Origin of the sequence: Streptomyces amakusaensis, from assembly GCF_039532665.1 — a bacterium.
Taxonomy (GTDB): domain Bacteria; phylum Actinomycetota; class Actinomycetes; order Streptomycetales; family Streptomycetaceae; genus Streptomyces; species Streptomyces amakusaensis.
In genome coordinates, this window is record NZ_BAAASB010000056.1 from 1,993 (window position 1) to 5,204 (window position 3,212).

General features: G+C 56.8%; 1 rRNA gene. It reads left to right on the forward strand.

Annotated features, from left to right (window positions below):
• Positions 1–63 precede the first annotated feature (63 nt).
• Positions 64–3,190 (forward strand): 23S ribosomal RNA (locus ABD371_RS35580).
• The last annotated feature ends 22 nt before the right edge of the window (positions 3,191–3,212 follow it).

Sequence of the window (3,212 nt, forward strand, 5' to 3'; positions counted from 1 at the left end):
GTGGGTGGGGTGGTGGGTGGTTGGTCGTTGTTTGAGAACTGCACAGTGGACGCGAGCATCTGTGGCCAAGTTTTTAAGGGCGCACGGTGGATGCCTTGGCACCAGGAACCGATGAAGGACGTGGGAGGCCACGATAGTCCCCGGGGAGCCGTCAACCAGGCTTTGATCCGGGGGTTTCCGAATGGGGAAACCCGGCAGTCGTCATGGGCTGTCACCCGCTGCTGAACACATAGGCAGTGTGGAGGGAACGAGGGGAAGTGAAACATCTCAGTACCCTCAGGAAGAGAAAACAACCGTGATTCCGGGAGTAGTGGCGAGCGAAACCGGATGAGGCCAAACCGTATGTGTGTGATACCCGGCAGGGGTTGCGCATGCGGGGTTGTGGGATCTCTCTTTCACAGTCTGCCGGCTGTGAGACAAGTCAGAAACCGTTCAGGTAGGCGAAGGACATGCGAAAGGTCCGGCGTAGAGGGTAAGACCCCCGTAGCTGAAATCTGGACGGCTTGTTTGAGAGACACCCAAGTAGCACGGGGCCCGAGAAATCCCGTGTGAATCTGGCGGGACCACCCGTTAAGCCTAAATATTCCCTGGTGACCGATAGCGGATAGTACCGTGAGGGAATGGTGAAAAGTACCGCGGGAGCGGAGTGAAATAGTACCTGAAACCGTGTGCCTACAAGCCGTGGGAGCGTCGCATGCAGGGCTTGCCCTGTATGTCGTGACTGCGTGCCTTTTGAAGAATGAGCCTGCGAGTTTGCGGTGTGTTGCGAGGTTAACCCGTGTGGGGAAGCCGTAGCGAAAGCGAGTCCGAACAGGGCGTTTCAGTAGCATGCTCAAGACCCGAAGCGGAGTGATCTAGCCATGGGCAGGTTGAAGCGGCTGTAAGAGGTCGTGGAGGACCGAACCCACCAGGGTTGAAAACCTGGGGGATGACCTGTGGTTAGGGGTGAAAGGCCAATCAAACTCCGTGATAGCTGGTTCTCCCCGAAATGCATTTAGGTGCAGCGTCGTGTGTTTCTTGCCGGAGGTAGAGCACTGGATAGGCGATGGGCCCTACCGGGTTACTGACCTTAGCCAAACTCCGAATGCCGGTAAGTGAGAGCGCGGCAGTGAGACTGTGGGGGATAAGCTCCATGGTCGAGAGGGAAACAGCCCAGAGCATCGACTAAGGCCCCTAAGCGTACGCTAAGTGGGAAAGGATGTGGAGTCGCAGAGACAACCAGGAGGTTGGCTTAGAAGCAGCCACCCTTGAAAGAGTGCGTAATAGCTCACTGGTCAAGTGATTCCGCGCCGACAATGTAGCGGGGCTCAAGCGTACCGCCGAAGTCGTGTCATTGCAGTACATACCCCCAACGGGGACTGTGATGGGTAGGGGAGCGTCGTGTGCCGGGTGAAGCCGCGCCGGAAGGCAGTGGTGGACGGTTCACGAGTGAGAATGCAGGCATGAGTAGCGATACACACGTGGGAAACGTGTGCGCCGATTGACTAAGGGTTCCTGGGTCAAGCTGATCTGCCCAGGGTAAGTCGGGACCTAAGGCGAGGCCGACAGGCGTAGTCGATGGACAACCGGTTGATATTCCGGTACCCGCTTTGAAGCGCCAAATATCGAATCAGGCGATGCTAAGTCCGTGAAGCCGCCCTTGATCTCTTCGGAGTGAGGGGGAGTGGTGGAGCCGACGGACCAGACTTGTAGTAGGTAAGTGATGGGGTGACGCAGGAAGGTAGTCCAGCCCGGGCGGTGGTTGTCCCGGGGTAAGGGTGTAGGCCGTGTGATAGGCAAATCCGTCACACATTGAGGCTGAGACCTGATGCCGAGCCGATTGTGGTGAAGTGGATGATCCTATGCTGTCGAGAAAAGCCTCTAGCGAGTTTCATGGCGGCCCGTACCCTAAACCGACTCAGGTGGTCAGGTAGAGAATACCGAGGCGTTCGGGTGAACTATGGTTAAGGAACTCGGCAAAATGCCCCCGTAACTTCGGGAGAAGGGGGGCCACGTCTGGTGATGAGTCTTGCACTCTGAGCTGGGTGTGGCCGCAGAGACCAGCGAGAAGCGACTGTTTACTAAAAACACAGGTCCGTGCGAAGCCGTAAGGCGATGTATACGGACTGACGCCTGCCCGGTGCTGGAACGTTAAGGGGACCGGTTAGCTCCATTTCGGTGGGGCGAAGCTGAGAACTTAAGCGCCAGTAAACGGCGGTGGTAACTATAACCATCCTAAGGTAGCGAAATTCCTTGTCGGGTAAGTTCCGACCTGCACGAATGGCGTAACGACTTCTCGACTGTCTCAACCATAGGCCCGGTGAAATTGCACTACGAGTAAAGATGCTCGTTTCGCGCAGCAGGACGGAAAGACCCCGGGACCTTTACTACAGTTTGATATTGGTGTTCGGTTCGGCTTGTGTAGGATAGGTGGGAGACTGTGAACTCTGGACGCCAGTTCAGGGGGAGTCGTTGTTGAAATACCACTCTGGTCGTGCTGGATGTCTAACCTCGGTCCGTGATCCGGATCAGGGACAGTGTCTGATGGGTAGTTTAACTGGGGCGGTTGCCTCCTAAAGAGTAACGGAGGCGCCCAAAGGTTCCCTCAGCCTGGTTGGTAATCAGGTGTTGAGTGTAAGTGCACAAGGGAGCTTGACTGTGAGACCGACGGGTCGAGCAGGGACGAAAGTCGGGACTAGTGATCCGGCGGTGGCTTGTGGAAGCGCCGTCGCTCAACGGATAAAAGGTACCCCGGGGATAACAGGCTGATCTTCCCCAAGAGTCCATATCGACGGGATGGTTTGGCACCTCGATGTCGGCTCGTCGCATCCTGGGGCTGGAGTCGGTCCCAAGGGTTGGGCTGTTCGCCCATTAAAGCGGTACGCGAGCTGGGTTTAGAACGTCGTGAGACAGTTCGGTCCCTATCCGCTGTGCGCGTAGGAATATTGAGAAGGGCTGTCCCTAGTACGAGAGGACCGGGACGGACGAACCTCTGGTGTGCCAGTTGTCCTGCCAAGGGCATGGCTGGTTGGCTACGTTCGGGAGGGATAACCGCTGAAAGCATCTAAGCGGGAAGCCTGCTTCGAGATGAGTATTCCCACCCCCTTTGAGGGGTTAAGGCTCCCAGTAGACGACTGGGTTGATAGGCCGGATCTGGAAGCACCGTGAGGTGTGGAGGTGACCGGTACTAATAGGCCGAGGGCTTGTCCTCAGTTGCTCGCGTCCACTGTGTT